Origin of the sequence: Pseudomonas parakoreensis (genome assembly GCF_021602155.1) — a bacterium.
Taxonomy (GTDB): domain Bacteria; phylum Pseudomonadota; class Gammaproteobacteria; order Pseudomonadales; family Pseudomonadaceae; genus Aquipseudomonas; species Aquipseudomonas parakoreensis.
In genome coordinates this window covers 275,123-298,178 of sequence record NZ_BQHY01000003.1, presented here as the reverse complement: position 1 = coordinate 298,178, position 23,056 = coordinate 275,123, and the positions used below count along the sequence as shown (strand labels likewise).

19 protein-coding genes are annotated in these 23,056 nt (G+C 61.4%); 7 read left to right on the top strand and 12 right to left on the bottom strand.

Annotation, left to right across the window (positions count from 1 at the left end; translation table 11 throughout):
• Nucleotides 1–11 precede the first annotated feature (11 nt).
• Entirely contained in the window at nucleotides 12–1,988 is a 1,977-nt protein-coding gene (locus L6D63_RS06090; RefSeq protein ID WP_095668026.1) for a methyl-accepting chemotaxis protein, read from the bottom strand.
• Between the two features lie 189 nt (nucleotides 1,989–2,177).
• Nucleotides 2,178–3,098 carry a LysR substrate-binding domain-containing protein gene (locus L6D63_RS06085; protein ID WP_047297266.1) on the bottom strand — a complete coding sequence of 307 codons (921 nt, stop codon included), beginning with the start codon at nucleotides 3,096–3,098 and terminating at the stop codon, nucleotides 2,178–2,180.
• 159 nt (nucleotides 3,099–3,257) lie between these two features.
• Here L6D63_RS06085 and L6D63_RS06080 point away from each other — a divergent pair, with 159 nt between their 5' ends.
• Nucleotides 3,258–4,652, top strand: coding sequence for a NorM family multidrug efflux MATE transporter (locus L6D63_RS06080; RefSeq protein ID WP_131670731.1), 1,395 nt, complete (start codon nucleotides 3,258–3,260; stop codon nucleotides 4,650–4,652).
• A gap of 70 nt (nucleotides 4,653–4,722) precedes the next feature.
• Here the strand turns inward: L6D63_RS06080 and L6D63_RS06075 are convergent, their stop codons facing one another.
• Complete coding sequence (locus L6D63_RS06075) at nucleotides 4,723–6,393, bottom strand: putative bifunctional diguanylate cyclase/phosphodiesterase (protein ID WP_041071967.1); 1,671 nt, start codon at nucleotides 6,391–6,393, stop codon at nucleotides 4,723–4,725.
• Between the two features lie 254 nt (nucleotides 6,394–6,647).
• Between L6D63_RS06075 and rep the strand changes: the two genes are divergently transcribed.
• On the top strand, nucleotides 6,648–8,657 hold the full coding sequence (gene rep / locus L6D63_RS06070) for a DNA helicase Rep (protein WP_027610430.1): 2,010 nt from the start codon (nucleotides 6,648–6,650) through the stop codon (nucleotides 8,655–8,657).
• Between the two features lie 57 nt (nucleotides 8,658–8,714).
• Nucleotides 8,715–9,287, top strand: coding sequence for a xanthine phosphoribosyltransferase (locus L6D63_RS06065; protein WP_003229440.1), 573 nt, complete (start codon nucleotides 8,715–8,717; stop codon nucleotides 9,285–9,287).
• 136 nt (nucleotides 9,288–9,423) lie between these two features.
• Here the strand turns inward: L6D63_RS06065 and L6D63_RS06060 are convergent, their stop codons facing one another.
• The 6 genes from L6D63_RS06060 to dadA all read right to left on the bottom strand — a co-directional run bounded on the left by L6D63_RS06060 (nucleotide 9,424) and on the right by dadA (nucleotide 15,515).
• Nucleotides 9,424–11,346 (bottom strand): acetyl-CoA hydrolase/transferase C-terminal domain-containing protein, encoded by a 1,923-nt coding sequence (locus tag L6D63_RS06060; protein WP_131670732.1) that lies wholly within the window; start codon nucleotides 11,344–11,346, stop codon nucleotides 9,424–9,426.
• A gap of 135 nt (nucleotides 11,347–11,481) precedes the next feature.
• The gene (locus L6D63_RS06055) at nucleotides 11,482–11,898 is read right to left on the bottom strand and encodes a c-type cytochrome (RefSeq protein ID WP_131670812.1); all 417 of its coding nucleotides are present in this window, start codon (nucleotides 11,896–11,898) and stop codon (nucleotides 11,482–11,484) included.
• Between the two features lie 182 nt (nucleotides 11,899–12,080).
• Nucleotides 12,081–12,629, bottom strand: a complete 549-nt coding sequence (locus tag L6D63_RS06050; RefSeq protein WP_007920393.1) for a cupin domain-containing protein — start codon at nucleotides 12,627–12,629, stop codon at nucleotides 12,081–12,083.
• Nucleotides 12,630–12,717: 88 nt separating this feature from the next.
• Nucleotides 12,718–13,791, bottom strand: coding sequence for an alanine racemase (alr, locus tag L6D63_RS06045; RefSeq protein WP_131670733.1), 1,074 nt, complete (start codon nucleotides 13,789–13,791; stop codon nucleotides 12,718–12,720).
• Between the two features lie 94 nt (nucleotides 13,792–13,885).
• Nucleotides 13,886–14,239, bottom strand: a complete 354-nt coding sequence (locus L6D63_RS06040; RefSeq protein WP_041071962.1) for a RidA family protein — start codon at nucleotides 14,237–14,239, stop codon at nucleotides 13,886–13,888.
• Nucleotides 14,211–15,515 carry a D-amino acid dehydrogenase gene (gene dadA / locus L6D63_RS06035; RefSeq protein ID WP_064589807.1) on the bottom strand — a complete coding sequence of 435 codons (1,305 nt, stop codon included), beginning with the start codon at nucleotides 15,513–15,515 and terminating at the stop codon, nucleotides 14,211–14,213. Before dadA ends, L6D63_RS06040 begins: the two co-directional genes overlap by 29 nt.
• 156 nt (nucleotides 15,516–15,671) lie before the next feature.
• On the opposite strand from dadA, the gene L6D63_RS06030 reads away from it, so the two are divergent.
• Nucleotides 15,672–16,160 (top strand): Lrp/AsnC ligand binding domain-containing protein, encoded by a 489-nt coding sequence (locus L6D63_RS06030; protein ID WP_003177284.1) that lies wholly within the window; start codon nucleotides 15,672–15,674, stop codon nucleotides 16,158–16,160.
• 142 nt (nucleotides 16,161–16,302) lie between these two features.
• Here the strand turns inward: L6D63_RS06030 and L6D63_RS06025 are convergent, their stop codons facing one another.
• Entirely contained in the window at nucleotides 16,303–16,656 is a 354-nt protein-coding gene (locus L6D63_RS06025; RefSeq protein WP_041072178.1) for a YkgJ family cysteine cluster protein, read from the bottom strand.
• A gap of 147 nt (nucleotides 16,657–16,803) precedes the next feature.
• Between L6D63_RS06025 and L6D63_RS06020 the strand changes: the two genes are divergently transcribed.
• Nucleotides 16,804–18,114 (top strand): NAD(P)/FAD-dependent oxidoreductase, encoded by a 1,311-nt coding sequence (locus tag L6D63_RS06020; RefSeq protein WP_131670734.1) that lies wholly within the window; start codon nucleotides 16,804–16,806, stop codon nucleotides 18,112–18,114.
• Between the two features lie 114 nt (nucleotides 18,115–18,228).
• On the opposite strand, the gene L6D63_RS06015 is transcribed toward L6D63_RS06020, so the two are convergent.
• Nucleotides 18,229–18,474: a DUF1127 domain-containing protein gene (locus L6D63_RS06015; RefSeq protein ID WP_131670735.1), complete on the bottom strand. Its 246-nt coding sequence runs from the start codon at nucleotides 18,472–18,474 to the stop codon at nucleotides 18,229–18,231.
• Between the two features lie 179 nt (nucleotides 18,475–18,653).
• Here L6D63_RS06015 and L6D63_RS06010 point away from each other — a divergent pair, with 179 nt between their 5' ends.
• Together L6D63_RS06010 and L6D63_RS06005 are read left to right on the top strand one after the other, a co-directional pair.
• Nucleotides 18,654–20,075 carry an aminotransferase-like domain-containing protein gene (locus tag L6D63_RS06010; protein WP_047297271.1) on the top strand — a complete coding sequence of 474 codons (1,422 nt, stop codon included), beginning with the start codon at nucleotides 18,654–18,656 and terminating at the stop codon, nucleotides 20,073–20,075.
• A 60-nt stretch (nucleotides 20,076–20,135) separates the two neighbouring features.
• Entirely contained in the window at nucleotides 20,136–21,704 is a 1,569-nt protein-coding gene (locus L6D63_RS06005) for a phospholipase D family protein (protein WP_131670736.1), read from the top strand.
• Between the two features lie 139 nt (nucleotides 21,705–21,843).
• On the opposite strand, the gene L6D63_RS06000 is transcribed toward L6D63_RS06005, so the two are convergent.
• Entirely contained in the window at nucleotides 21,844–22,989 is a 1,146-nt protein-coding gene (locus L6D63_RS06000; protein ID WP_131670737.1) for an MFS transporter, read from the bottom strand.
• Nucleotides 22,990–23,056 lie beyond the last annotated feature (67 nt).

Below are 23,056 nucleotides of genomic sequence, written 5' to 3'. Positions count from 1 at the left end.
TCAAGGCCGAATCAACGGAAGCGATCAACCTCGGAACGCAGATCCGCCGCTAGCTTTTCAAGCTCTTTGGCGGTGACCGCGAGGTTGGAAACCACTTCACGCTGCTCGCTGTTGGCCAGCGCAATACTCTGCAGATTGCTGCTGAGCAGCGTCGCCGTGCTGCTCTGCTCCTGCGTCGCCGTGGTAATCGCCGCAAACTGCTGCCCTGCCGAACGGCTCTGTTCATCGATCCGCGCCAGCGCCGAGGCCACATTGGCGTTGCGCGACAGGCCTTCCTGCATCAGCACATTGCCCTGCTCCATGGTGCTGATGGCGTTGCCGGTTTCCTGCTGGATGCTGTGGATCATCCCGGAAATTTCATCGGTCGCCTGACGGGTGCGCGACGCCAGGTTGCGCACTTCATCAGCCACCACAGCAAAACCACGGCCCTGTTCACCGGCCCGCGCCGCTTCAATCGCCGCGTTGAGCGCCAGCAGGTTGGTCTGTTCGGCAATCGAAGTGATCACGCTGACGATGCCGCCAATTTCCTGAGAGCGTTGACCCAGCGTGTTGATCACGGACGCCGTGGTGTTCAGCGCGCCAGCGATTTGTTCCAGCGAGGACGAAGCTTCTTCCATCGAGCTGCGACCGATCTGCGTTTGCTGGGCATTTTCCTGCGCCAGACGCTGAGTCGCGCCCATGTTGTCGGCAATGTTCAGCGAGGTCGCGCTGAACTCTTCCACCGCGCCGGCCATGCTGGTGATTTCGCCGGACTGCTGTTCCATGCCTTCGTACGCACCACCGGACAAACCGGATAGTGCCTGGGCGCGGCTGTTGACCTCTTGCGAGGCGCGGCGGATGTGCTCGACCATGGTCGACAGCGCCTGGCTCATCTGGTTGAACGCGCGGGACAGCTGGCCGATCTCGTCATTGCTCGACACGTTCAGGCGCACGCTCAGATCACCGGCGCCCAAGGCTTCGGCCTGACGTACCAGATCGCTCAATGGCGCCAGTTTGCTGCGCAGCAGCCAGACCACCGAACCGACCGCCAACAACATCGCCAGCAGACTGCCGATAGCCAGTTGCGTACCGACACTCCAGGTCACCGCGCGGATCTCGGTTTTCGGCATGCTCGCCACCACCGACCAAGGCCCGCCCTCGAACGGAACAGCAATGCTGTAAAAGTCTTCAGAGGTGTCGCTCCAGAACTCACCCTTGCCCGGTTTCGCCGCCAGCCCCTTGATCACCGGAACGGCCTGATCCAGCGCTTGCACGCCGGCCGGCGCCACCAGCCATTTATTCTGCTCATCCAGCAGCGCCAACGAACCAGTCTGGCCGATGCGGAAACGCTTGAGATTGGCAAACTGGGCGTTCTGCGCATCGGTGTAGTCAAAACCAACGAACAACACCGCAATCACCTTGCCGCTGCTGTCGCGCACCGGGGTGTATTGGGTCATGTAGGAACGATCGAACAACAAGGCACGGCCGACGTAGCCCTGCCCCGCCATCAACCTGGCATAGGCGGGGTGCGCATGATCGAGCAAAGTGCCGATGGCGCGCGTGCCGTCCTGTTTGGTCAGCGAGGTGCTGACGCGCACGAAATCTTCGCCGCTGCGCACGAACAGCGTGGCGACACCAGCGGTCATCTGCTTGAACTCGTCGACTTCCTTGAAGTTGTTGTTCAGCACTTCACTGCCCAGGTGCAGGCCCGGGGTCTGGGTGCCGGCGACGTTCACCGGTTCATCCGGGTGAATGCTCAGGCCCGCGCTGAAACGCTTCTCAAACAACCCGCTCAGGCGCTGCGTGCTCTCGCGCAGCGTGCCGTGGAAGGTGCTCAACTGGTCAGCCAGCAGCCTCGCCTCACTGGCGAGGTGTTCTTCACGGGTGGCGAGATTGGCGGAATCCAGCGAACGCAGGGCGAATACCGTACTGCCGCTGATGACGATCGCCAATATCACAGCGAGCGCGAGGCCCAGCTGCGAAGCGATCCGAGCGCGAGGTTGAGACATGAACAGCTCCTGGCCGAGCCACCGGATCCTCCTTGATCGCAGCACCTGCTCGGAAAATTCTAATAATGGGGGTGGAATCGTGGAGACCGGCACGACGGTCCCACATGCTCATTTTCGGCGGTTAAACCGAATACTTGAGTAAATAGCGGGGTTATGGCGCAAGGCCGGCATTGTGGCGGCTCTAACGTTTCAGCTCAAGCGCTTGACCTGCGGCAGCACCATGGCGCGCACTTCGCCTTGCAGAAAATCACTGAGACGGCGCAAACGTTCACCTCCCGGACGGGTTTTCGGCCATACCAGGTAGTAATTCAGGCCACTGGCGACGGCAGTCGGCCACGGCAGGCTCAAGCGGCCCTGCGCCACATCCTCGGCGACCATCAACAGATCCCCCATCGACACCCCATAGCCTCGGGCGGCAGCGATCATGCCCAGTTCGAGGGTATCGAACACCTGCCCACCCTTGAGCGAGACCTGATCGGACAGCCCCATGTGCTCCAGCCAACTGCGCCAGTCACGCCGGTCCGGGGTCGGGTGCAGCAACTCGGTGGAGGCCAGCCGCGCCACGTCCCAGGGTTGATCGTTCAGCAGGTTCGGCGCGCCGACCGGGATCAGTTCTTCGGGAAACAGCAGGCTGGCCTCCCAGTCCGGCGGGAAGTGCCCGTCACTGAGCAGTACCGCGCAATCGAATGGCTCATTGTTGAAATCCACCGAATCCACGTCCATCCACGCACTGGTCAGTTGCACTTCGTTACCCGGTTGCAGATGGCGGAAACGACTGAGTCGCGCCAGCAGCCAGCGCATGGTCAGGGTCGATGGCGCTTTCATGCGCAGGATGTCGTCCTCGGCGCGCAAGGTGTTGCAGGCGCGCTCAAGGGCTGCAAAGCCCTCGCGAATGCCGGGCAACAACATCCGCGCCGATTCCGTCAGTTGCAGGTTGCGTCCGCTGCGGTGAAACAGCTTGCAGGCGAAATGCTCTTCCAGCGTCTTGATGTGCCGGCTGACGGCACTCTGGGTGATCGACAACTCCTCGGCCGCCCGGGTGAACGAGCTGTGCCGCGCCGCCGCTTCGAATGCGCGCAGGGCATACAAGGGTGGAAGACGACGGGACATACACAGAGCTCCTTTAGCGGCATCCGGTCAACCCGACGGGGTGTCCTCATGATGAGTTTTAATCATGCCACCCATCCTTTTTATCCTTTTGTGCAAACCCTGCCAAGCGCCGAGAATCGACGGTCTCGTGTTCCCTTTGATAAATGGGTGGTGATGACCATGCAGCATCCTGTGCGTACCGAACTCTGGGCCATCCTGCGGCTGGCGGGGCCGTTGATTGCTTCACAGTTGGCGCACATGCTGATGGTGCTGACCGACACGCTGATGATGGCGCGCCTGAGTCCCGAGGCGCTGGCCGGTGGCGGACTGGGCGCGGCAAGTTATTCGTTCGTGTCGATTTTCTGCATCGGCGTGATCGCGGCGGTCGGCACCTTGGTGGCGATCCGGCAGGGCGCCGGTGACATCATCGGCGCGGCCCGCCTGACTCAGGCCGGATTATGGCTGGCATGGCTGATGGCGCTGGGCGCCGGGCTGCTGCTGTGGAATCTGAAACCGGTGTTACTGCTGTTCGGCCAAACCGAAACCAACGTCCAGGCCGCCGGGCAATTCCTCATCGCCCTGCCCTTTGCCCTGCCCGGCTATCTGAGCTTCATGGCCCTGCGCGGCTTTACCAGTGCGATCGGCCGGGCGACGCCGGTGATGGTCATCAGCCTGGGCGGCACCGTGGCCAACTTCCTGCTCAATTACGCGCTGATCACCGGCCTGTTCGGCCTGCCGAAACTGGGGCTGACCGGCATCGGACTGGTCACGGCAATCGTTGCCAACTGCATGGCGCTGGCGCTGGCCTGGCACATCCGTCGGCACCCGGCCTACGACGCTTACCCGTTGCGCGCCGGCCTGTCGCGGCCAAATCGTCAGTATCTGAAAGAACTGTGGCGACTCGGCCTGCCGATTGGCGGCACCTATGCCGTGGAGGTCGGTTTGTTCGCCTTCGCCGCGCTGTGCATGGGTACCATGGGCAGCACGCAACTGGGCGCACACCAGATTGCCCTGCAAATCGTTTCGGTAGCGTTCATGGTACCGGCGGGGATGTCTTATGCGATCACCATGCGCGTCGGCCAGCACTACGGCGCCGAGCAACTGAGCGATGCACGCATGTCCGGCCGGGTCGGCATCGTCTTCGGCGCAGTGGTGATGCTGGGTTTCGCCATGGTGTTCTGGCTGTTGCCGAATCAACTGGTCGGGTTGTTCCTCGATCACCACGACCCGGCGTTTGCCGAGGTGATCCGCCTGGCGGTGAGCCTGCTGGCGGTGGCGGCATGGTTTGAGCTGTTCGATGGTACACAGACGATTGCCATGGGCTGTATCCGTGGACTCAAGGACGCTAAAACCACGTTTCTGGTCGGCCTCGGTTGCTATTGGCTGATCGGCGCGCCGGCGGCGTGGTGGATGGCGTTTCACCTGTATTGGGGGCCAACGGGCGTCTGGTGGGGGCTGGCGCTGGGGCTGGCGTGTGCGGCGGTGAGCCTGACGCTGGCGTTTGAATGGAAGATGAAGCGGATGATCCGGCTGGAGCCTGTGTCACAGAGGTTTGAGGCCGTTCGCGCAGATTAGGATCAAAAGATCGCAGCCTTCGGCAGCTCCTACAGGGATTTGTGTAGGAGCTGCCGCAGGCTGCGATCTTTTAAACGGCCTCCACAGAAACCTGCTGGCTTGAGCCAAACGTCAGGTACTCAACCAACTCCGCCAACGGCAACGGCCGGCTGATCAGATACCCCTGCACCTGGTCGCAGCCAAAGCCGCGCAACAACTCCAGCTGTTCCGGTGTTTCCACGCCTTCGGCCACCACTTCCAGATGCAGGTTGTGCGCGAGGTTGATCATTGCGTGCACCAGTTTGCGGTTCTCTTCGCGCTGCTCCATGCCGCCGACGAAGCTCTTGTCGATCTTCAGCAAGGTGATCGGCAGGCTGTTGAGGTGCACGAACGATGAGAACCCGGTGCCGAAGTCATCCAGCGAGAAGCGCACGCCGAGGCGGCCGAGGGCATCCATGGTCTGTTTGACCAGATCGCTGCGGCGCATCACGGCGGTTTCGGTGAGTTCGAATTCCAGCCACTGCGCCTCGACCCCACGCTCGGCAATCAGCCGACTGAGCGTCGGCAGCAACTGACTGTCCTGAAACTGGCGGAATGACAGGTTGATTGCCATGTGCAGCGCAGGCAGCCCGCGTTCGCGCAGCGCCTGCATGTCACGCAGGGCGCGGGAAATCACCCAATAACCCAGCGGCACGATCAAACCGCTTTGTTCAGCCAGCGGCACGAATTCGCTCGGCGGCAGCAGACCACGCTCGCCATGACGCCAGCGCACCAGCGCTTCAAGGCCGACGATTTGCCCGTCCGCCAGATTCAGGCGTGGCTGGTAGTGCAACTCCAGCTCATCACGACGCAAGGCCCGGCGCAGTTCGCTTTCGAGGTCGGCCATGCTCCGCGCGTTGCGGTTGATGCGTTCGTTGAAGATATGGAACGTGCAGCCCTGGGTGCTCTTGGCCTGCTGCATGGCGATGTGCGCATGCCACATCAGCGGATCGGCGCCACCTTGTGCGCGGGCATGAGCGATGCCGAGGCTGGAGCCGATCAACAGGCTTTCGCCATCGACCCAATACGGCTCGGACAAGGCTTCGGTGATGCGTTCGGCCATCCACTCGGCGCGTTGTGGCGCACGGCGAGTGTCGATCAGCAAGGCAAATTCGTCGCTGCCCAGCCGCGCCAGTTGATCACCGGCCTCGAGCTGGCTTTTCAGCCGCGCAACGACCTGCAGGATCAGCCGGTCGCCGGCCTGATGGCCGAGGGCGTCGTTGGCGTGGCGGAAGTTGTCGAGATCGAGATGCCCGAGGGCCAGGCCACGGCCGTCGTTTTCCGCCAGACGCGCCGCGAGCAGGGTCTGGAAGCCCTGACGGTTGGCGATGCCGGTCAGCGGATCCTGTTCGGCCAGGCGTTGCAGGGTGTTTTCCAGCACGCCGCGTTCACGCACGTGGCGCAGGCAGCGGCGCAGCATGCCGGCGTCAAGCGCGTCAAACACCAGCCAGTCACTGACACCCACCGGCGCAGTGGCGGGTTCGTGCTCCAGCAGCAACACCGTCGGCAGGCTGCAACGGCCCGGGGCCGGCTGCAACGCGGGAACGGTCAATAACACCGCGTGGCGATTGTCTTCGAACAGACTGCTGACCGACTCCCAGCTCGGCGCGCTGATCAGCACCGCCGCGCTCCCCATCGGAGCCAGACACTCGCGCAATAACGCTGTCCACGCTGGCTCTTCGGCCAGTAGCAGCAAACGCAAGGGTTCGACAGGCGTAGACAAGCTAGCTCCCTAGACTCTGCAATGATGTGGGCGGGGCATTATGCCGTTGCGATGCTCAATGACAACGATTATCAGAACGTTATTTTGTGTCACGAATGAGAACATTAGCCGCAAAATCACCGTGTATCCTCCGCGAAAGTAACAAAACCGGCAAATTTGAATCGCGTGGTGCGTCACAAGTCGGAGAGAGCAGCACAAATCGCTGAGCCTGTTAAAATGCCGGCCCATTTCGTCAACGACTCCCGAATTTTCGTATGTCCCGACTCAATCCCCGGCAGCAAGAAGCCGTGAACTACGTCGGCGGCCCTCTATTGGTGCTCGCCGGCGCTGGCTCCGGCAAGACCAGCGTGATCACCCGCAAGATTGCGCACCTGATCCAGAACTGCGGCATCCGCGCCCAGTACATCGTCGCCATGACCTTTACCAACAAGGCTGCGCGCGAGATGAAGGAGCGGGTCGGCACCCTGCTGCGTGCCGGTGAAGGTCGCGGCCTGACGGTCTGCACCTTCCACAACCTGGGCCTGAACATCATCCGCAAGGAGCATGCGCGGCTGGGCTACAAACCCGGTTTCTCGATCTTCGACGAGACCGACGTCAAAGCCCTGATGACCGACATCATGCAAAAGGAATACGCAGGCGACGACGGCGTCGACGAGATCAAGAACATGATCGGCGCCTGGAAAAACGACCTGATCCTGCCGGCCCAGGCGCTGGAAAACGCGCGCAATCCCAAGGAACAGACCGCTGCCATCGTTTACACCCACTACCAGCGCACACTCAAAGCGTTCAACGCGGTGGACTTCGACGACCTGATCCTGCTGCCGGTAAAGCTCTTCGAAGAGCACGCCGACATTCTCGAAAAGTGGCAGAACAAGGTGCGTTACCTGCTGGTCGACGAATACCAGGACACCAACGCCAGCCAGTACCTGCTGGTGAAAATGCTCATCGGCAAGCGCAACCAGTTCACCGTGGTGGGCGACGACGACCAGTCGATCTACGCCTGGCGCGGCGCGCGGCCGGAAAACCTGATGCTGCTCAAGGACGACTATCCGTCGCTGAAAGTGGTGATGCTGGAGCAGAACTACCGCTCCACCAGCCGCATCCTGCGCTGCGCCAACGTGCTGATCTCGAACAACCCGCACGAATTCGAAAAGCAGCTGTGGAGTGAGATGGGCCACGGCGACGAGATCCGCGTGATCCGCTGCCGCAACGAGGACGCCGAAGCCGAGCGCGTGGCCATGGAAATCCTCAGCCTGCACTTGCGTACCGACCGCCCGTACAGCGATTTTGCGATTCTCTATCGCGGCAACTACCAGGCCAAGCTGATCGAACTGAAGTTGCAGCATCACCAAGTGCCGTATCGCCTGAGCGGCGGCAACAGTTTCTTCGGGCGTCAGGAAGTGAAGGACCTGATGGCCTACTTCCGCCTGATCGTGAACCCGGATGACGACAACGCCTTCCTGCGGGTGATCAACGTGCCGCGTCGGGAAATCGGCTCCACGACCCTGGAAAAACTCGGCAACTACGCCACCGAACGCAAGATCTCGATGTACGCCGCCACTGACGAAATCGGTCTGGGCGAGCATCTGGACAGCCGCTTCACCGATCGCCTGTCGCGCTTCAAACGCTTTATGGACAAGGTCCGTGAACAGTGCGCCGGCGAAGACCCGATCTCGGCCCTGCGCAGCATGGTCATGGACATCGACTACGAGAACTGGCTGCGTACCAACAGTTCCAGCGACAAGGCTGCGGACTACCGGATGAGCAACGTCTGGTTCCTGATCGAGGCCTTGAAGAACACCCTGGAAAAAGACGAAGACGGCGAGATGACCGTCGAAGACGCCATCGGCAAACTGGTCCTGCGCGACATGCTCGAGCGTCAGCAGGAAGAAGAGGACGGCGCCGAAGGCGTGCAGATGATGACCCTGCATGCGTCCAAGGGCCTGGAATTCCCTTACGTGTTCATCATGGGCATGGAAGAGGAAATCCTTCCGCACCGCTCCAGCATCGAAGCCGACACCATCGAAGAGGAACGCCGCCTGGCCTACGTGGGCATCACCCGCGCGCGTCAGACCCTGGCCTTCACCTTCGCTGCCAAACGCAAACAGTACGGCGAGATCATCGATTGCGCGCCCAGCCGCTTCCTCGATGAACTGCCGCCGGACGATCTGGCGTGGGAAGGCAACGACGACACACCGACCGAAGTCAAAGCCGTGCGGGGCAACAGCGCACTGGCTGATATACGCGCGATGTTAAAGCGCTAGAATTGACCACTTTTTACTAGACCTTCGGCGCACAAAGCGCCAAATGAGGACAGCTTCATGGAAGCATTGCACCAGAAAATCCGCGAACAAGGCATCGTGCTTTCCGACCAGGTCCTGAAGGTCGACGCCTTCCTGAACCACCAGATCGACCCGGCCCTGATGAAGCTGATCGGCGACGAATTCGCCACGCTGTTCAAGGATTCGGGCATCACCAAGATCGTCACCATCGAAGCCTCGGGCATTGCCCCGGCGATCATGACCGGTCTGAACCTCGGCGTGCCGGTGATCTTCGCCCGCAAGCAACAGTCCCTGACCCTGACCGAAAACCTGCTGTCGGCGACCGTTTACTCGTTCACCAAGAAGACCGAAAGCACCGTGGCCATCTCCCCGCGTCACCTGACCAGCAGCGACCGCGTGCTGATCATCGACGACTTCCTGGCCAACGGTAAGGCTTCGCAGGCGCTGATCTCGATCATCAAACAGGCTGGCGCCACGGTTGCCGGTCTGGGCATCGTGATCGAGAAGTCATTCCAGGGTGGGCGTGCCGAGCTGGACTCGCAGGGCTATCGCGTTGAATCGCTGGCTCGCGTGAAGTCGCTGAAGGATGGTGTCGTCACCTTCATCGAGTAACGGCTGAAAGACGCGAATACACCGCAATTCCTGTGGGAGCTGGCTTGCCAGCGATGGCGACCTATCCTTCAACATCCACGTTGACTGATACACCGCCATCGCGGGCAAGCCCGCTCCCACAGTTTTTTGTCGTTTTTTATTGCGCGGTGGCCTTCAGGCCGGTGAGCAGCAGGCGCTGGAACAGGTCTTCCTTCAAGCCTTCCGGATTGGTCAGCTGCATACGTTCAAGGTGTTCGGGGAACGTCGAAGCCTCCGGCGCATCCAGCGCAGCCTTGCCCAATTCCAGGATCTCACTCAGCTTGAACTTACTTTTCAGCCAGTTCAGCGCTCGCAACAGATCGCGCTCGATCGCGGTGAAATCACAACCCAGCGGATACTCCGGAAACAGGTTCGGATGCTTTGCGGCAATGGCCTGCAAGCGTTGCGGGGTGTTGTCGGCAAATCGCGGATCGAGGCGGAAGTCCTTCGGCAGCTTGCCGACCTTCTGTGCCTGCTCGATCAGCCCCGGCTGGAAGCGTGAATCGCTGATATTGAGCAACGACTCGATCACCACCGCATCGGACTTGCCGCGCAGGTCGGCGATGCCGTACTCGGTGACCACGATGTCACGCAGGTGCCGTGGAATCGTGCAGTGGCCGTACTCCCAGACAATGTTCGAACTGACCTCGCCGCCGGACTCGCGCCAGCTGCGCAGGATCAGAATCGAGCGCGCATCGTGCAGCGCGTGGCCTTGGGCGACGAAGTTGTATTGCCCGCCGACGCCGCTGAGTACCCGCCCGTCTTCCAGTTGATCGGCCACACCCGCGCCCATCAGGGTCATGGTGAATACGGTGTTGATGAACCGGGCATCGAGGCGCTGCAAGCGCTTGAGCTCTTCCTGACCGTACAGCTCGTTGATGTAGCTGATGCGGGTCATGTTGAATTCGAGGCGCTTGCTCTGCGGTAACTCGCGCAGGCGCTCATAGAAACTGCGCGGGCCGAGGAAAAAGCCGCCGTGCACCGAGATGCCATCGGTCTGCGCCGACTCATCGAGGGTGCCGGCGTTGGCCTGCTCCTGAGTCTGTACGTCGGGGTAGACCTTGCGCCGGATGATCCCGGCATCGGCCAGCACCAGCAAACCATTGACGAACATCTCACTGCAGCCATACAGGCCTTTGGCGAATGGCGTGGTGCCGCCCTCGCGTTCGATCAATTGCGCCCACTGGCTGAGATTGATGTCATTGAGCAAGGCTTGGTAACCGGCGTTGTCCGCCTGCCGCGCCAGCAGTGCGGCGGTCAGTGCATCACCCATCGAACCGATGCCGATCTGCAAGGTGCCGCCGTCGCGCACCAGCGTGCTGGCATGCAAACCGATGAAATGATCCTGAAAGCCCACCGGCATGTTCGGCGTGGAAAACAGCGTGCTGCTGTCCTTTGCGTCGATCAGCAGGTCGAAGGTGTCGATATCGACTTCGGCATCGCCGGGCATGTACGGCAGGTCGGTGTGCACCTGGCCGACCAGCAGAATGGTCTCCCCGGCATCGCGGCGCTTGGCGATCATCGGCAGCAGGTCGAGGGTGATGTCCGGGTTGCAGCTCAGGCTCAACCGATCGGGATGTTCGCTGCTGCTGGCAAGTAACTGCGCCACCAGATTGAGGCCGGCGGCATTGATGTCGCGGGCGGCGTGGCTGTAGTTGCTGCTGACGTAATCCTGCTGGGCCGGCGCGCTGTTGAGCAAGCTGCCGGGCTGCATGAAGAACTGTTCGATGCGGATGTTGGCGGGCAGGCTGTCGCGGCGCAGGTCGGCGAGGAAATCGAATTCGGGGTAATCACCGAATACACGCTCGACGAAGGGTTCGATGAAGCGCTTCTGCAGACCGTCGCCCAGCGTCGGCCGCCCCAGGCACAGCGCGGTGTACATCGTCAGTTGCCGTTCGGGCAGGCCTTTGATGCGCCGGTACAGCGCGTTGACGAAGTGATTGGGCTTGCCCAGCCCCAGCGGCATGCCCATGTGGATATGCGCCGGCAAGCGTGCGAGCACCTCGTCCACTGCCTGTTCGATCGAACACAACTGCACCATCTGTAGCCTCCTGCCCGTTCCGTGAATAGAGGTAGACCGAGCTTGCCTCGACTTTGCTGCAAAGGACAGCCCACGTCGCGAATCGCAGGCACAAAAAAACCGTCCGAAGACGGTTTTTTTCGTCAGAAGCGCGGCTTATTTCAGGCCGGACATCTTCTGGATCGCGCCTTTCAACTCGTCATCCGAGCAATCGGCGCAAGTGCCTTTCGGCGGCATGGAGTTGATGCCGGTGATGGCTTTGGCCAGGATGCCGTCGAGGCCGCCCTGATGATCGGCGCGGTCTTTCCAGGCGGCGGTGTCACCGATTTTCGGTGCGCCCAGCAGACCCGCGCCGTGGCAAGCGTTGCAATGTTTTGCAATCACTTCATCCGGGGTCTTCGCACCACCGCCGCCGCCCGCAGAGGCAGCGACTTCCATTCCTTTGCATTCCTGCCCCTGAACGCACACCTGGCCCACTGGCTCGAGGCGCTTGGCAATGTCGTCATTCGTCGCAGCTTGAGCGCTGACAGCCCAGAGGGCCAGTACGGTTGCTGGTGCGGCCAGCATTTTCATAATTAGGTTCACGCGTTCACCCTCAATGGTGGCTATTCACGCCTGCGGCCACGGTTCGCAGGCGGGCGCAAGTATAGCGGGTAGCCCGCCACACTGAAACAACCCCATAGTCGAAGGGGTTATACCGCGCAGTGGAAAAACTCTTCGGATGCCTTCGCCGCCATGGCCTGGCGCCTCTGTGTTTAAAAATTCGCCGGCGTGGCTGCGCTGATTAGTCGCGCAGGCGCGTCGAACGGATTACGGAAACGGTGCGGCTTGGTACTTTCAAAATAGTAGCTGTCGCCGGCTTCGAGAATAAAAGTTTCCAGCCCCACCACCAGTTCCAGACGACCTTCCACCAGAATCCCGGTTTCCTCGCCTTCATGGGTGAGCATTTCTTCGCCGGTATCGGCGCCGGGCGGGTAGATTTCGTTGAGGAATGCGATGGCCCGGCTCGGGTGCGCGCGGCCGACCAGCTTCATGGTCACCGCGCCGTCGGAGATGTCGATCAGCTCGTTGGCCTTGTAGACGATCTGGGTCGGGACTTCCTGCAGGATTTCTTCGGAAAAGAACTCGACCATGGACATGGGAATCCCGCCCAGTACCTTCCTCAGCGAACTGATCGAAGGGCTGACGCTGTTCTTTTCGATCATCGAAATGGTGCTGTTGGTGACGCCCGCGCGTTTGGCGAGTTCACGCTGGGAAAGCCCTTTGAGCTTGCGGATCGATTGCAGTCGTTCACCGACGTCCAAGGCGGGAGCCTCCTGATGTTGTAAGAATATTGAGCGTTATCATGGCGACAGCGTTCAGTATTTACAACACTTGGCCCCCGCAGCGGCGTCAACCCTCGGAATAGAGCCTTGGCACCCGACGCAGGTTGCAGAAGATCTGATACGGAATGGTGTCCGCCCACTGCGCCACTTCGCTGGCGAGGATGTTTTTGCCCCACAGCTCGACGGTCGAACCGAGGTCGGCTTCCGGCACCTCAGTGAGGTCGATGCACAGCATGTCCATCGACACACGGCCAAGAATCCGGCTGCGTTTACCGGCCACCAGCACTGGCGTGCCGGTCGGTGCCTGACGCGGGTAGCCGTCGGCATACCCCATGGCCACCACGCCGATGCGCATCGGCTTGTCGGTAATGAATTTGGCGCCGTAGCCGATCGGCTCGCCGGCGGGCAATTCACGCACGCAGATGACTTTCGATTCGAGAGTCATCACCGGTTGCAGGCGCTCGGCCACGGCGTTGGCTTCTTCGAACGGGGTGGCGCCATAGAGCATGATGCCCGGGCGTACCCAGTCGCTGGGGATCTGCGGCCAACCGAGCACCGCCGGCGAGTTGCGCAGGCTGACTTCGGCCGTCAGGCCCTGACGCGCCGCTTCGAACACCGCGACCTGATCGGCGCTGCTCTGCTCGTGCAACTCATCGGCGCGGGCGAAGTGGCTCATCAGCACGATCTTCGCCACTTTGCCGCTGGCCAGCAGGCGCTGATAGGCCGCCGCGTAATCCTTCGGATGCAGACCCACACGGTGCATCCCGGAATCGAGCTTCAACCACACGGTGATCGGTTTGCTCAATGCCGCCTGCTCGATGGCTTCGAGCTGCCACAACGAATGCACCACGCACCAGAAATCATGCTCGACGATCAGCGCCAGTTCATCGGCTTCGAAAATGCCTTCGAGCAACAGCACCGGGGCCTTGATGCCCGCCGCGCGCAGCTCCAGTGCTTCTTCGATGCAGGCGACGGCGAACCCGTCGGCCTCGGCTTCCAGCGCCTGGGCGCAACGCACCGCGCCGTGCCCGTAGGCATCAGCCTTGATCACCGCCAGCGCCTTGGCGCCAGTGACTTCGCGGGCAATTCGGTAGTTGTGGCGCAGGGCTTCTAGGTCGATCAGGGCACGGGCAGGACGCATGGCGGCAGACTTCTAGGCGGTCATGGGAATAAAAACCGGCGCTGGCTGACGGCGTGAACCGCCAACAGCGCCGGGAGAGGGATCTTTGAAACGGTTACGGCAACGCGGCGACGATGGAAATCTCGACCAGGATGCTCGGCTTGGCCATCTTCGCTTCGACGGTGGCGCGGGCCGGGGCGGCGCCTTTGGGCAGCCACTGATCCCACACCGAGTTCATCCCGGCAAAGTGCGCCTCGATGTCGTTCAGATAGATCGTCGCCGACAGCAGATGCTGCTTGTCAGTCCCTGCCAGATCCAGCAAACGCTCGATGTTGGCGAGCACGTCGCGGGTCTGCTGTTCGACCCCGGCGTTGAAGTCATCGCCGACCTGACCGGCCAGATACACGGTGCCGTTATGGGTAACGATCTGACTCATGCGCTCATTGGTGAGCTGGCGCTGGATTGCCATGTTTTGCGGACTCCTGAGGCTTGTTGCCGTAACGGGAAATATCGAGGCCTTCGGCGCTGATCTGCGGCTTTTTCTTCGCCATCAGATCGGCCAGCAAACGACCGGAACCACACGCCATGGTCCAACCCAGGGTGCCGTGACCGGTGTTGAGGAACAGGTTCTTGAACGGTGTGGCACCCACGATTGGTGTACCGTCCGGCGTGGTCGGACGCAAACCGGTCCAGAAGCTCGCCTCGGCCAGATTGCCGCCCTGAGGATAAAGGTCGTTGACGATCATCTCCAGGGTTTCGCGCCGACGCGGGTTGAGCGACAGGTCAAAACCGGCGATTTCCGCCATGCCGCCGACGCGGATGCGGTTGTCGAAACGGGTGATCGCGACCTTGTAGGTTTCGTCGAGAATGGTCGAAGTCGGGGCCATGTCCGGGTTGGTGATCGGCACGGTCAGCGAGTAGCCCTTGAGCGGATACACCGGGGCCTTGATGCCCAGCGGCTTGAGCAACTGCGGCGAGTAGCTGCCGAGGGCCAGCACATAGCGGTCGGCGGTTTCCAGCTTGCCGTCGATCCACACGCCATTGATGCGGTCGCCGGCGTAGTCGAGGCGTTGGATATCCTGGCCGAAGCGGAATTCCACACCGAGTTTCACGGCCATTTCCGCCAGGCGCGTGGTGAACATCTGGCAGTCGCCGGTCTGGTCGTTCGGCAGACGCAGAGCGCCGGCGAGGATATCGGTGACATTGGCCAGCGCCGGCTCGACGCGGGCAATGCCGGCGCGGTCGAGGACTTCAAACGGCACGCCGGATTCTTTCAAAACGGCGATGTCTTTGGCGGCGCCATCCAGCTGCGCCTGGGTGCGGAACAGTTGCGTGGTGCCCAGGCTGCGGCCTTCGTAGGCGATGCCGGTTTCGGCGCGCAGTTCGTCGAGGCAGTCGCGGCTGTACTCGGACAGACGCACCATGCGCTCCTTGTTCACCGCGTAACGGTTGGCGGTGCAGTTGCGCAGCATCTGCGCCATCCACAGGTATTGGTCGATGTCGGCAGTGGCCTTGATCGCCAGCGGCGCGTGGCGCTGCAGCAGCCACTTGATGGCCTTGAGCGGCACGCCCGGCGCGGCCCACGGCGAGGCATAACCCGGCGACACCTGGCCGGCGTTGGCGAAACTGGTCTCCATGGCCACGGCTGGCTGCCGGTCGACCACCACCACTTCAAACCCGGCACGGGCCAGATAGTAAGCACTGGCGGTACCGATGACGCCGCTACCCAAGACCATTACGCGCATTTTTGTATCCCTCATCGCGGCAGGGCCGCGTACGTCTGTTGTTAGAGCAATGATGCGCGCAGTGTAAAAAAGAATGGCCAGTGCATTTCACTATATAAGCGCCTATATTTGGCGACAATTCTCGGCAAAAACCCTTTTCACGGAGGCGCATCCCCTATGCGTACCAACACTCAGACCAAACGTGAGCTGGACAAGATCGACCGCAACATCTTGCGGATCCTGCAGGCAGACGGGCGCATATCGTTTACCGAACTCGGGGAGAAGGTCGGTTTGTCCACCACGCCGTGTACCGAGCGGGTGCGACGGCTGGAGCGTGAGGGGATCATCATGGGCTACAACGCCCGCCTGAATCCGCAGCACTTGAAGGGTAGCCTGCTGGTGTTCGTCGAGATCAGCCTCGACTACAAATCCGGCGACACGTTCGAGGAGTTCCGCCGCGCGGTGCTGAAGCTGCCGCACGTGCTGGAATGCCACCTGGTGTCAGGGGATTTCGACTATCTGGTGAAGGCGCGGATTTCCGAGATGGCCTCGTACCGCAAACTGCTGGGCGACATTCTGTTGAAACTGCCGCATGTGCGTGAGTCCAAAAGCTATATCGTGATGGAAGAGGTGAAGGAGAGCCTGAGCCTGCCGATTCCGGACTGAGATTTGTGCTGCCTGATCCGGCCCCATCGCTGGCAAGCCAGCTCCCACAGGTTCAGTGGTCAACAGATATTCTGCGAACGACAACGATCACTGTGGGAGCTGGCTTGCCAGCGATTGGGTCGACTCAGTTCCAGCAATTGCGCTAAACCAGCACCTGCCGGTTCGAAGCCATGTACTCGAAGATCTGCTTTTCCACCCGTGGATGAATCAGCTCCACCGGCCCCCGCCCGTTCGGGCACGGCAGGGTTTTGGTGGTACCGAACAAGCGACAAATCAACGGCCGCTCGCCATACACCGTGCAACCATTGGGACCCAGGTGCACACAGTTCAGCTCTTCCATCGCCGCATCCTGTTCGGCGCGGGTCTTGCGCGGCAGTCGCGACATTTCTTCCGGCGAGGTCGTCACCGGCCCGCAGCAATCGTGACAGCCCGGCACGCAGTCGAACGTGGGGATCTGCTGACGCAGGTCGCGAAGGGTCTGGCGATTGCAACTCATCGAAACGGTAACCCACATGAAATAGGCGGCAATTGTGCCGCAAAAGCCGTGATCCAGACAGCAACGGCCGACCAGTGTTGCCCGTGCTCGGGCGTGCGGCTTATGCTCCGTCAAATTTTCTCGACACTCAGCCGTTGGATGACGCCCATGAATGCCCGCGCCCGAACCTTCGCGAGCCAACCCCACGTTGCCTCTTACTACGCCGCCAGCAGCCTGCCGCAGCCTGACCATCCGGCGCTGCAAGGCGAGCTGACGGCGGACGTGTGCGTGGTCGGCGGCGGCTTCTCCGGGCTGAACACCGCGCTGGAGCTGGCCGAACGCGGCCTCAGCGTGGTGTTGCTGGAAGCGCACCGGATCGGCTGGGGCGCCAGTGGCCGCAACGGCGGGCAGTTGATTCGCGGGGTCGGCCACGGCCTCGACCAGTTCGCCAATGTCATCGGTGCTGACGGCGTACGCCAGATGAAACTGATGGGCCTGGAAGCGGTGGAAATCGTCCGTCAGCGCGTCAAGCGCTTTCAGATCCCGTGCGATCTGACCTGGGGCTACTGCGACCTCGCCAACAAGCCGGCCGACCTCGAAGGCTTCGCCGAAGACGCCGAAGAGCTGCGCAGCCTCGGCTATCGCTACGAAACCCGTCTGCTGCAAGCGGATGAAATGCACACCGTGGTCGGCTCCAAACGCTACGTCGGTGGCTTGATCGACATGGGTTCCGGGCATTTGCACCCGCTGAACCTGGCGCTGGGTGAAGCCGCTGCCGCACAGCAATTGGGTGTGAAGCTGTTCGAGCAATCGGCGGTGACGCGGATCGATTACGGCACCGAAGTTCGCGTCCACACCGCTCAAGGTTCAGTGCGGGCGAAAACCCTGGTGCTGGGCTGCAATGCTTACCTCAACGACCTCAATCCGCAACTCAGCGGCAAAGTGCTCCCGGCCGGCAGCTACATCATCGCCACCGAACCGTTGAGCGAAACCCAGGCGCACAGCCTGCTGCCGCAAAACATGGCGGTCTGCGACCAGCGGGTGGCGCTGGATTACTACCGGCTCTCGGCGGATCGGCGCCTGCTGTTCGGCGGTGCCTGCCATTATTCCGGGCGTGATCCGAAGGACATCGGCGCCTACATGCAACCGAAGATGCTCGAAGTGTTTCCACAACTGGCAGGCGTGAAGATCGACTATCAATGGGGCGGGATGATCGGCATCGGTGCCAACCGGCTGCCGCAGATTGGCCGACTCAAAGACCAGCCGAACGTGTATTACGCCCAGGCCTATTCCGGGCACGGAGTGAATGCCACGCACCTGGCGGGCAAGCTGCTCGCCGAGGCGATCAGCGGGCAGCACAGCGGTGGCTTTGATCTGTTTGCCAAGGTGCCGCACATCACCTTCCCGGGTGGCAAGCATTTGCGTTCGCCGTTGCTGGCGTTGGGGATGTTGTGGCATCGGTTCAAAGAGTTGGTCTGAAAGCCGCTGCCCCTGTAGGAGCTGCCGCAGGCTGCGATCTTCTGCTCTTCAAAAATAAAGTCAAAAGATCGCAGCCTGCGGCAGCTCCTACAGGGGAATGCATTCCAAATCAGGTTACAGCCGCCAGAACGGCTTCAACCCCTCCTCCTGCGCCTGCTCCCGGGTCAGCCCAATATCTTTGAGCTGCTCCGGCGTCAGGTTCAAAAGCGCCTTGCGCGTGTGCAGACGATGCCAGAACAGGCCCCAGCGACTCAGGCCGGACGGCGCGTTGCGCATGGCGCTATTCCATGCGCTGTCCTCCTGCCCTGCCGCCAGTTCCTGACTGTGTAACGTCAGCCGCACATCGCTCAAGCCGTTCATTTTTGTCGCTCCTGTTTACTTGGGTAGCCAGAGATTCCATGATGCGCGGGTCGGCAAAAGCATTACAGATTCAACACATCTGTATTAATCCCATACAGATTTGCCGTTTCTGCGTCTGAATTACCGATTTTTGCTGCATCTGTACTGGTTTAACGAATCACCTGCATCGAGGCAGTGTCATGACCCTGTATGTGAACCTCGCCGAGCTGCTCGGCACCCGCATCGAACAAGGCTTCTACCGTCCCGGTGATCGCCTGCCTTCGGTGCGCGCCCTGAGCGTAGAACACGGGGTCAGCCTGAGCACCGTGCAGCAGGCCTATCGCATGCTTGAAGACAGCGGCCTGGCAACGCCAAAACCCAAGTCCGGCTACTTTGTGCCGGTCGGTCGCGAGCTGCCGGAGCTGCCTGCCGTCGGCCGTCCGGCGCAGCGGCCGGTGGAGATTTCGCAGTGGGATCAAGTGCTGGAGCTGATTCGCGCGGTACCGCGCAAGGACGTGGTGCAACTGGGTCGCGGCATGCCCGACGTGACCACGCCCACCCTGAAACCACTGCTGCGCGGGCTGGCGCGGATCAGCCGCCGGCAGGACATGCCCGGGCTGTATTACGACAACATCCACGGCACCCTCGAACTGCGCGAACAGATCGCCCGACTGATGCTCGATTCCGGCTGCCAGTTGAGCGCCAGCGATCTGGTGATCACCACCGGTTGCCACGAAGCGCTGTCCACCAGCATCCACGCGATCTGCGAGCCGGGCGATATCGTCGCGGTGGATTCGCCGAGCTTCCACGGCGCCATGCAGACCCTCAAAGGGCTGGGCATGAAAGCCCTGGAAATCCCCACCGATCCATTGACCGGCATCAGCCTCGAAGCGCTGGAACTGGCGCTGGAGCAGTGGCCGATCAAGGTCATCCAGATCACCCCCAACTGCAACAACCCGCTGGGCTACATCATGCCGGAGTCGCGCAAACGCGCGTTGTTGACGCTGGCGCAGCGTTTCGATGTGGCGATCATCGAGGACGATGTGTATGGCGAACTGGCTTACACCTACCCGCGACCGCGCACGATCAAATCCTTCGACGAGGATGGTCGCGTGCTGCTGTGCAGTTCGTTTTCCAAGACCCTGGCGCCGGGGCTGCGCATCGGTTGGGTCGCGCCGGGACGGTATCTGGAACGGGTGCTGCACATGAAATACATCAGCACCGGTTCCACCGCGCCGCAGCCGCAGATTGCCATCGCAGAATTTCTCAAGTCCGGGCACTTCGAACCGCATTTGCGGCGGATGCGCACGCAATACCAGCGTAATCGCGACATCATGATCGACTGGGTCACTCGCTATTTTCCGCCCGGCACCCGCGCCAGCCGTCCACAGGGCAGCTTCATGCTCTGGGTCGAATTGCCGGAGGGTTTCGATACGCTGAAACTCAATCGTGCGTTGCATGACCAAGGCGTACAGATCGCCGTGGGCAGCATCTTTTCCGCCTCGGGCAAGTACCGCAATTGCCTGCGAATGAACTACGCTGCCAAACCGACACCGCAGATCGAAGAAGCGGTGCGCAAGGTCGGCGCAGCGGCGATCAAACTACTGGCCGAAGCCGACTGACCTTTTTCGAGTGATCAGCGTCCATATGCCGACCTTTGCAGCCGACCGGAACGTTCCTACGTGAGCTTCAGACAGCCCCTACTCGCTTTGCTGATGTTCGCCTCGCTCCTGAGCGGCTGCGCCAGCTTTGATGTACCCCGTGAGCCGAGCCAGGCCTTGCCTGCGTCGAAGTCCAGCTTCGGCCGCTCGATCCAGGCCCAGGCCGCGCCCTATCAGGGCCGTTCCGGCTTCCGCTTGCTGTCCAACAGCACTGAAGCGTTCACCGCGCGCGCCGAGCTGATCCGCAATGCGCAAACCAGCCTCGATTTGCAGTACTACATCGTTCACGACGGTGTCAGCACGCGGATGCTGGTGGAAGAACTGCTCAAGGCTGCCGACCGCGGCGTGCGCGTACGCATCCTGCTCGATGACACCACCAGCGACGGTCTGGACACGATCATCGCCACGCTGGCGGCGCACCCACAAATCCAGATTCGCCTGTTCAACCCGCTGCACCTGGGTCGCAGCACCGGCGTGACCCGCGCAGCCGGACGCCTGTTCAACCTGTCGCTGCAACACCGGCGCATGCACAACAAACTGTTTCTGGCGGACAACAGCGTGGCCATCGTCGGCGGGCGCAATCTGGGCGACGAGTACTTCGATGCCGAGCCGAACCTGAATTTCACCGACATCGACATGCTCAGCGTGGGCCCGGTGGCTGAACAGCTCGGGCACAGTTTCGACCAGTACTGGAACAGTGCGCTGAGCAAGCCGATCGACGAATTCCTCTCCAGCAAACCGAGCATCAAAGACCTGCAAAACACCCGCACGCGCCTGGAAGAATCGCTGGATGAAACCCGCAAACAGAACCACGCGCTGTATCAACAGTTGATGACGTTCAAGACCGCGCCACGCATGGATATCTGGCGCAAGGAACTGATCTGGGCCTGGAACCAGGCACTGTGGGACGCGCCAAGCAAGGTGCTGGCCAAGGACGAGCCGGATCCGCAACTGCTGCTGACCACGCAACTGGCGCCGGAACTGCGCGGCGTCAGCAAAGAACTGATCATGATTTCGGCGTACTTCGTGCCCGGCCAGCCGGGGCTGGTTTACCTGACCGGACGCGCCGACGCCGGGGTCTCGGTGAGCCTGCTGACCAATTCGCTGGAAGCCACCGATGTGCCAGCGGTGCACGGCGGGTACGCGCCGTACCGCAAGGCGTTGCTGGAACACGGTGTGAAACTGTATGAACTGCGCCGTCAGCCTGGGGATAACTATGGCAGCGGTCCGCATTTGTTTTACAGCAAGTCGTTCCGCGGCTCGGACTCCAGTCTGCACAGCAAGGCGATGATTTTCGATCGACAGAAAGCATTTATCGGCTCGTTCAACTTCGATCCGCGCTCAGTGTTGTGGAACACCGAAGTCGGGGTGCTGGTGGACAGCCCGGAGCTGGCCGGACACGTGCGCGAACTGGCGCTGCAAGGCATGGCGCCAGCCCTGAGTTATCAGGCGAAATTGCAGGATGGGAAGATTGTCTGGGTGACCGAGGACAACGGTCAGATGCACACGCTGACCCAGGAACCCGGGAGCTGGTGGCGGCGCTTCAATGCGTGGTTCAGCACCACGGTGGGCCTGGAACGGATGCTGTAGTCGAATTGAAAACTCATTTGTGGCGAGGGAGCTTGCTCCCGCCTGAGTGCGCAGCGCTCACGAAGTCTTTGGGGCCGCTGCGCAGCCCAGCGGGAGCAAGCTCCCTCACCACAAGAATTCTTTCGCTTTAAGAGCTGACTTAAGCAGGCTCGGCCACTGTGCCGAATGCACCTTGGCGCATCAGCAGAATCACCAGCCCGAACGCCCCGACCGCCATCAACAATGGCAACGCATGCCCGCTGATCCACTGGCTGCCCGCCCCCGCGAGCAAAGGCCCGATCAGACAGCCCACACCCCACAGCTGCGCAATGTGCGCATTGGCTCGCACCAGCGCATCGTCGCGATAACGCTCGCCGATCAGGATCAGTGACAAGGTGAACAGGCCACCGGCACTGGCCCCGAACAACACCCACAACGGCCAGATCAGCAGCGTATCGATCAACAGCGGAATCGCCAGGCTCGACAGCATCAGGATCACCGCGCATCCGGTGAACAACGTGCGCCGCGACAGGTAGTCTGCCAACGCGCCAATCGGCAGTTGCAACAGCGCGTCGCCGACCACCACGGTGCTGACCATCGCCAACGCAATCTCGGCAGTGAAGCCCTGCTGCAGGCAATACACCGGCAGCAGCGTGAGGATCATCGCCTCGAACGCGGCGAACAACGATACCGCCCAGGCAATCGCCGGCAACTCGCGGGCAAATCCCCAGAGATCGCCGAAGGTCACACTGCTGGCTTCACTGCTCGGTGCCCCGCTGCGGCCCATCAACAGAAAAGGCGAAACCGTCAGCAACCCGACGCCGACCCAAAATCCATAATCATGTTCAGTACCCAGCGCCCCCAGAAGCAATGGACCAGACAGTTGGCTCAATGCATAACTGCTGCCATACAGCGCGACCAACCGCCCGCGCCAGTGTTCGACGACCAGTTGGTTGATCCAGCTTTCGCCAAGGATGAACACGATGGTCAGGATCACCCCGATCATCAGGCGTAATACCAGCCAGATCGGATAACTCGGCAGCAGCGCCAGCAAGCCGATCGACAACGCGCCGGCCCACAGGCACAGGCGCATCAGGTTGGCTGTGCCGAAACGCGCCGCCAGATGACTGGAAATCTTCGCGCCCAGCAATACGCCAATCGCCGGCATCGCCGCCATCACGCCGATGGCGAAAGAGCCATAGCCCCAACCCTCCAGACGCAACGACACCAGCGGCATGCTGACCCCCAGGGCCAGACCGACACTCAAGACAGACGCCAACACGGCGAAATACGTCGCCCAACGCATGGTCCACGCTCCTGTGGATTATTTTTATGTACACCACAAAACCAAATGTGGGAGCAAACCCTGTGGT

Excerpts from the sequence above, each read along its gene's own strand:
- L6D63_RS06090 (WP_095668026.1), bottom strand. The coding sequence starts at position 1,988 with ATGTCTCAACCTCGCGCTCGGATCGCTTCGCAGCTGGGCCTCGCGCTC.
- L6D63_RS06085 (WP_047297266.1), bottom strand. The coding sequence starts at position 3,098 with ATGTCCCGTCGTCTTCCACCCTTGTATGCCCTGCGCGCATTCGAAGCG.
- L6D63_RS06080 (WP_131670731.1), top strand. The coding sequence starts at position 3,258 with ATGCAGCATCCTGTGCGTACCGAACTCTGGGCCATCCTGCGGCTGGCG.
- rep (WP_027610430.1), top strand. The coding sequence starts at position 6,648 with ATGTCCCGACTCAATCCCCGGCAGCAAGAAGCCGTGAACTACGTCGGC.
- L6D63_RS06065 (WP_003229440.1), top strand. The coding sequence starts at position 8,715 with ATGGAAGCATTGCACCAGAAAATCCGCGAACAAGGCATCGTGCTTTCC.
- L6D63_RS06060 (WP_131670732.1), bottom strand. The coding sequence starts at position 11,346 with ATGGTGCAGTTGTGTTCGATCGAACAGGCAGTGGACGAGGTGCTCGCA.
- L6D63_RS06055 (WP_131670812.1), bottom strand. The coding sequence starts at position 11,898 with ATGAAAATGCTGGCCGCACCAGCAACCGTACTGGCCCTCTGGGCTGTC.
- alr (WP_131670733.1), bottom strand. The coding sequence starts at position 13,791 with ATGCGTCCTGCCCGTGCCCTGATCGACCTAGAAGCCCTGCGCCACAAC.
- L6D63_RS06040 (WP_041071962.1), bottom strand. The coding sequence starts at position 14,239 with ATGGCAATCCAGCGCCAGCTCACCAATGAGCGCATGAGTCAGATCGTT.
- dadA (WP_064589807.1), bottom strand. The coding sequence starts at position 15,515 with ATGCGCGTAATGGTCTTGGGTAGCGGCGTCATCGGTACCGCCAGTGCT.
- L6D63_RS06030 (WP_003177284.1), top strand. The coding sequence starts at position 15,672 with ATGCGTACCAACACTCAGACCAAACGTGAGCTGGACAAGATCGACCGC.
- L6D63_RS06025 (WP_041072178.1), bottom strand. The coding sequence starts at position 16,656 with ATGAGTTGCAATCGCCAGACCCTTCGCGACCTGCGTCAGCAGATCCCC.
- L6D63_RS06020 (WP_131670734.1), top strand. The coding sequence starts at position 16,804 with ATGAATGCCCGCGCCCGAACCTTCGCGAGCCAACCCCACGTTGCCTCT.
- L6D63_RS06015 (WP_131670735.1), bottom strand. The coding sequence starts at position 18,474 with ATGAACGGCTTGAGCGATGTGCGGCTGACGTTACACAGTCAGGAACTG.
- L6D63_RS06010 (WP_047297271.1), top strand. The coding sequence starts at position 18,654 with ATGACCCTGTATGTGAACCTCGCCGAGCTGCTCGGCACCCGCATCGAA.
- L6D63_RS06000 (WP_131670737.1), bottom strand. The coding sequence starts at position 22,989 with ATGCGTTGGGCGACGTATTTCGCCGTGTTGGCGTCTGTCTTGAGTGTC.